Genomic DNA, 7,100 nt, shown 5'->3' on the forward strand with positions numbered 1-7,100 from the left:
TAAAGTCAATATACGTTTGGTTTATTTAGATTTTATTATGATTTTTGGCGCTGGCTAATTCAAATTTAACGAAATAATGAAAAGAAGATTACAAAAAATGCTGACACTTTTACTGGTGTTAGTGGTGCAGATTGCTTTTGCACAGGAAAAAATCGTTACAGGAACGGTGGTGGATCAAGAAGGTTTACCTCTACCAGGGGTAAATGTGATTGAAAAAGGAACTAATAATGGTACACAAACTGATTTTGATGGTAACTATTCTATACGTACTAGTCAGGGAGCTGTGCTAACTTTTAGTTATGTAGGTTTTGTGCCAAACGAAATTACAGTAGGTGCATCAAGTGTTATAGATGTAACTATGACTGTAGATGCAGCAGCGCTTGATGAAGTGGTAGTTGTAGCTTATGGTACTCAGAATAAGAAAACTTTACTTCAAAGTTTATCTAAGGTAGACTCTGAGCAATTAGAGGATATTCCAGCAGCAGGCCCGCAAGATCTTTTACAAGGTCAGGCTGCCGGTGTGCAGGTAGTAAATTCTTCTGGGATTCTAGGTTCTGCGCCTACAGTGAAAATTCGTGGTGTAAATTCTATTTCTTCTGGAAGTAGACCTTTATTCGTAGTAGATGGTGTGCCATTGAATGATGCTAACCAAACAACAGCACAAGGTGGGCAGGCACTTAACCCTTTGAATGATATAAACCCAAATGATATTGAGTCAATGACTGTGCTTAAGGATGCGGCGGCTACTGCGGTGTACGGTTCTAGAGGTTCAAATGGTGTTGTGCTTATTACTACAAAAACTGGTAAGAAAGGTGAAGCTACTAGAGTTTCTTTAGATCTTTCGACGTCTTTTAGTGAAAGCACCGATAGGTTTAATATGATGAACGCAGACCAGCTTAGACAGTTTAGCGTAGAGAAAGGTCGCGTAGATTCGGTTACAGATCTTCCTCAGGGAAGTTTCAACTGGCCTGATGCTGTGGTGAGAACTGGATATTCTCAAAATGTTGACGCTTCTGTGAGAGGAGGTAGTGAAAAAACTGGTTTTTATTTAGGTACTACATTTTCTGATCAGGAAGGTTTCATTATTGGAAACGAATTAGAAAGAAGAAGTGTTAGATTGAATCTTAATCATGAAGCTACTGACTGGCTTAATGTTGGAGCTTCAATCCAATATTCTTATATCAATAATGATAGAGTTGGAGCTGAAAACTCAACTTTTGCTCCACTAACTTCAGCTTATCTTCAGTCTCCCTGGGTGGAGCCTTATGATGAAAATGGGAATTACCGTAATACTGGTTTCATTGCCAACGTAATTGCAATCGAAGATCTTGATATTAATGATGCAAAGACTTCAAGGTTTATTGGTAATGTTTATGCTGAAGCAAAACTAGGCCTTGAAGGTTTGACTTTTAGAACAGATTTCGGTGCAGATAGATATCTTCTAGAGCAGCAAGAAAGATCATTTGAGATCAACTCACCAGGTGGTTATGCATATAATTCAGTAGATCAGCAGAACAAATGGATTTTAACGAATAGTCTGAAATTTAATCGTTCTTTTAATGATGTACATAATATAAATGCTGTAGCTGGTATGAGCTACGAGCAAACTGATACTAGGGGAATTGACGTAGAAGGAACAGGATTTTTATCTGATGATCTTATTAACGTAACTTCTGCATCAGAATTCTCTACTACAAGTTCAGAAGGAGCTGGAAGTAGATTATTTGGGGTTTTTGGTAGAGCAGGTTATAATTATGACCAAAGATACATAGTTGAAGGGTCTGTAAGAAGAGATGGATCTTCTAGATTTGGTTTGAACAATCAATATGGTACTTTCTGGTCTGTGGCCGGAGGTTGGGTTGTAAGTGATGAAGCCTTTATGGGTGGTACTGGAGATTGGTTAAGTTTACTTAAGTTAACTGCTTCTTATGGTACTTCTGGTAACGATAGGATTGGAAACTTTGCATCTTTAGAGAGTTTTGAAGGTGGTGCTATTTCTAACTACAATGGGGCTTCTGGTCTTAGACAATTATCAGCTCCAAACCCAGATCTTAAATGGGAGAGATCAAAAGCTTTCAATCTTGGGTTAAATACAGGTTTCTTTAATGACCGTGTGGCATTAACTGTAGAATACTATAAAAAACAGACAGATGATCTTATTCTAAATGTGCCAATTCCTTATACTAATGGTGGTATTAATTCTATTACCTCTAATGTTGGTTCTATGGAGAACAGAGGTTTCGATATCTCTCTAAATACAATCAATATTGCTTCAGGAGATTTTTCTTGGAGTACCAATTTAAATGTTGGTATAAACGAAAACGAAGTATTATCTCTTCCTGGAGCTAGTGTGGATAATCAGGGAAGACAATTTGTTGAAGGATCTCCGGCGCAGAGAGCAATTGTAGGCGAATCTGTAAATACTTTTTACCTAATAAGATATGCAGGTGTAAATCCAGAAACTGGTGATGCTGAATGGTTAACTGCAGACGGAGAAAGAACTACTTCTCCTACCGCTAATGACAGGGTAATTGTTGGAGATGCAAACCCTGATTTTGTTGGAGGTTTAAGAAATACTTTTAAGTATAAGAATTTCGATTTGAATGTATTCTTTAACTTTAGTTATGGAAATGACATTATGATTGAAGGATTAAGATTTACAGATAATCCAAATGGTAACTTCAATCTTCGAACTGATTTGCTAGATGTATGGAGACAACCAGGAGATAATGCTTATGTCCCAGGTTTTGACAGTCCTACTTTTGCAACATTTGCACAAAGGTCTACCCTACAGTTGAGAGATGGTTCTTTTGCTAGATTGAAAAATCTTACATTAGGATATACATTTGGAGAGGGTGTTCTTGACCAGATCGGTTTCCTTGATGGAGTAAGAATTTATGCAACTGCAAATAATCTACTTACTATTAAAGGTGATGATCTAGATGGAATCGATCCTGAAGTAACAGATACTGTAGGAGCCCTAGGACAGGGTGAAACCTTCTTTACGCCTCCGCAGTCTAAAACATATTTATTTGGTGTTAGATTTAACTTTTAAAAAAAAGCGCAATGAAAATATATAATAAACTAATTTTAATTTTTCTTTCAGTTTTCGTTGTCTCTTGCGACGACGAGCTGAATTTACAGCCAGAAGATCAGCTTACCCTGGATGTTTCATTTTCAAATAAAGAAACTTCTTTAGGGGTTCTTACGGGTGCATATAGTGCTGCACAGCAAGATGATGTGTTGAACGGAACCAGACAGGCGTATGCAGATTATATGGCAGACAATGTTGATTTTGTTGGTTCTTTCCCAACTTTCCAGGCTATAAGCCAATTCAATCAACTTTCTAATAACACTTCAATTGAAGCTGGTTGGGATGATAATTATGAAACCATCGGAGCAACAAACCTTGTGATAAAGTATATTCCAACTGTTGAGGATGTAGCTTTTACTGATGAAGAGAAAGCTATAGCAGTTGCTGAAGCTAAATTTCTAAGAGCTTTGATCTATTTTAACATGGCTAATATTTATGCTCAGCCTTATAGTATTACTAACGGAGATACTCCTGCGGTGCCTTTAGTAACTGAACCGTTTGATGCAGAGGTGCAATTTCCATCTAGAGCTACTTTAGGTGCAGTTTACGATCAAGTTGAGGCAGATCTTTTAGACGCAGCAGCTGTTCTAGGCGATTCGGACAATTCAAGAGCTACTAAAGGAGCTGCTGAAGGACTTTTATCTAGACTTTATTTATATAAAGGTCAGTATGATCTAGCTGCTGAATATGCAGATAATGTAATTCAAAATTCAGCATATTCTTTAGCTTCAGATTATTCTTTTTACAATACAACAGATAGTGAATTTATGTTTACTCTATTGAATTCAGCTGCTGATGGACAGGATTCTGGTGAAGGTTTTTCAGGTCTGTATAATCCAGTACCAGATGGTAGAGGTGATGCTCCTTTCACAGATAATCTAATTGAAGCTTATGGTGGTATGGATACTTCTGATAAAAGATTTACTGAATTAACTCAGATTGGAAACGATGCCAACGGAGATGAAAGAATATTTACAAGTAAGTATCCTGACGGGATTACAAATGCTGATAATGCTCCAGTGCTTCGTATTACAGAAATGTATTTAACTCGTGCAGAATCGAACTTTAGAGAAGGTACTTCAATTGGTGATACGCCACTTAATGATATTAATGAACTAAGAAAGCGAGCTGGTTTATCTGAACTAAATTCTATTTCTTCTGTAGATCAAATTCTTGAAGAAAGAAGAAAAGAATTAGCTTTTGAAGGTCATAGAAGAATGGATCTTTTAAGGATTCAATTACCTCTTAGAAGACCTGGTATGCCAAACGTAGAAAAATCAAATCCTGGTGATCAAAAAACAATTTTCCCTATTCCAAGTAGAGAGATTGATTTAAATGAGAATTTAACTCAGAATCCTGGATACTAATTTTTTTAGTCTTTAAATAGAAAAACCACCCAATTCGGGTGGTTTTTTTGTTTTTAGAAACTTCTGCGCCCTTTGTTTAATTATTATATTTTTGTTGGGAATTACTTCTTATATGAAAAACTTATTTTTTCTGGTATTAATCTTAGGCTGTACTTTTAATGCGTTTAGTCAGGAGCCCGATAGGCCTCAAAAACCATTACCTTCAGAAAGGCCAAATAGACCTTCGCCTTCAGAAAGTGGAGAAAGAAGTGATGATAGGAGTGAATCACTGAATTCAAAGGAAAAGGATAGTATGCCAGATATAGATCTTTATAAGATCATATCTGTTAAGAATGATACTACCTATTTAGATACGACACTTACGATTCTAAAAGACTATAATTTCAATTACCTTAGAAAAGATAATTTCGAGTTATTGCCATTTTCCAATACCGCACAAACCTATAATGAACTTAGTCTTAGAAAAGATTATCGTAGGGCCTTTCCTGGATTTGGTGCCAGAGCAAGACATTTCAATTTTATGGAAATAGAGGATGTAGATTATTATCATGTTCCTACTCCGTGGACTCAGTTATATTTTAAAACCGTACCTGAGCAGGGTCAGCAGCTTGACGCATCTTTTACTATCAATACTTCTAAAAATCTTAACATGTTCATAGCTTATAAAGGGACTAGAGCTTTGGGTAGGTATCAGAATATTCTAACCAGTACTGGTAATTTGAGAATGGGCTTCAGTTATGATTCAGATAATAATAGGTATCATGCAAAGGCTCATTTTGTTTCTCAGGATCTCCTTAATGAGGAAAATGGTGGCCTGGATAGTTTATCCATCACTCAATATATTAATAAGGAGCCAGAGTTTGATGATAGATCTGTTCTCGACGTGAATTTTGAAAATTCAGAGAGTACTCTTTTTGGAAAACGGTTTTTCCTGGATCATGAGTTTAAACTAACCAGGCCTTCAGACTCTACAAATAGTTTAAGTATTGGTCATACGTTTGATTATAGTTATAAGAAATTTGATTTTAAACAGGAGTCGGCGGAAAATGAAATTTTCGGGCAATCTTTTGAAGCTACACAATTAAGGGATCAAACCAGGCTGGAAGTTTTATATAATGAAGCTTCAGTTAAATATGCAAATAGTTTAGCTGGCGAAATTTCCTTTAAAGCAGGTCATACTAATTATGATTACGGTTATAACTCGGTATATATACGTCCCGGGGACACCATTGGTAATCGTTTAAATGGAAATTTTCTTCACGTAGGTGGTTCTTATATAAAACAAATTGGAGGTTTCAGGGTTGAAGCTGATGCAAGATTAAACCTGGCCGATGATTTTACCGGGAATTATCTTGCCGCAACAGCTTCTTATGAATTTGATCAGCAGAATTGGATTCGCTTCGGGATAAATCAGAATAGTAGTGCTCCAAATTTTAATTTTCTTCTTTATCAAAGTGATTATTTAAATTATAACTGGCAGAATAATTTCGATAATGAAATTGCCCAGCAATTATTTGCTGATTTTAGATCTGAAAAGATATTCGATTTATATGCAAGCCTGTCCCAAATTGAAAATTACACCTATTTCGCATTTAATGAAGGTGGAGCTGTAAAGCCATTTCAAGCGGGGAATCAGGTTAGATACTTAAAGCTAAAAGCTGAAAAGGAGTTCGACTTTGGGTTGTTTGGTTCATATAATACCATAATGTATCAAAATGTGTTGGAAGGAGCAGGGGTTTTGAATCTCCCAGAGTTCACTACCAGAAACTCCATATATTATAAAGACCATTGGTTTGATAAGGCACTTTATCTGCAAACAGGATTTACTTTTAAATATTTCACCAAATATGAGATGAATGCATATGATCCAGTATTGGCTGAATTTTATGTTCAGAATACACAAGAGCTGGGAGGATTTCCCGTTGTCGACTATTTCTTTAATGCGAAAGTAGATAAGGCGAGGATCTTTTTTAAGCTTCAACACTTGAATGATCTTATAGATGGGAACAATAATTTTTCTGCTCCCGGCTATCCATACACCGATTTTTTAGTCCGTTTTGGTATTGTTTGGGATCTTTTTCTTTAAATTCTGGAGTTATCCATTGCTGGATTCTTTTCTTATTCTCTTTTTAGATGAATTATTCTGTAACCTTCTGGAGTAAATGGTATCGATTCAGAAGTTTTTTGACTGCAAAGATCGAATTAACATAAAAGTAACTAAAGTTTAAGAAAACTATTGTGCAATCAAAATACAGGTGTATATTTGCAGCCGCTTAGGAAACGAGGCGTATGTTCACTGAGGCTACTGATAGAGGGGGATACCGCATAAAACGGCCTTCAAAAATTAAATTAAAATAATTCACTTTTAATTTGGTTGGAGAGGAAAAGTCGTTGTATGTTTGCACCCGCTTTGAGAGCAAGGCGATACGTTCACTGGAAGTACTGGAGATGGGGGATACAGGTAGAAACGTCCTTCGAGAATTAAATAAAAAAAGATTGTTTTTTATTTGGTTGGAGAGGATAAGTCGTTTTATATTTGCACCCGCTTTGGAAACGAAGCGATGTTCATTTAAAGAAGAGGAGTTATCAAATTGACTTTAAGGCTTTTAAAAGAAACTAAAATTTTTATCAAAAAAGTT

At 36.1% G+C, this 7,100-nt stretch carries 3 protein-coding genes; all 3 read left to right on the plus strand.

Annotation, left to right across the window (positions count from 1 at the left end):
* The first annotated feature begins 76 nt into the window (after nucleotides 1-76).
* Nucleotides 77-3,055 (plus strand): SusC/RagA family TonB-linked outer membrane protein, encoded by a 2,979-nt coding sequence (locus G530_RS0114975; RefSeq protein WP_035716580.1) that lies wholly within the window; start codon nucleotides 77-79, stop codon nucleotides 3,053-3,055.
* A gap of 11 nt (nucleotides 3,056-3,066) precedes the next feature.
* Entirely contained in the window at nucleotides 3,067-4,461 is a 1,395-nt protein-coding gene (locus tag G530_RS0114980) for a RagB/SusD family nutrient uptake outer membrane protein (protein WP_026935303.1), read from the plus strand.
* Nucleotides 4,462-4,573: 112 nt separating this feature from the next.
* A complete protein-coding gene (locus G530_RS0114985; RefSeq protein ID WP_026935304.1) occupies nucleotides 4,574-6,547 on the plus strand; it encodes a putative porin in 1,974 nt (657 codons plus the stop codon).
* Nucleotides 6,548-7,100 lie beyond the last annotated feature (553 nt).

This window comes from Christiangramia echinicola DSM 19838 (assembly GCF_000423065.1).
Lineage (GTDB): Bacteria > Bacteroidota > Bacteroidia > Flavobacteriales > Flavobacteriaceae > Christiangramia > Christiangramia echinicola.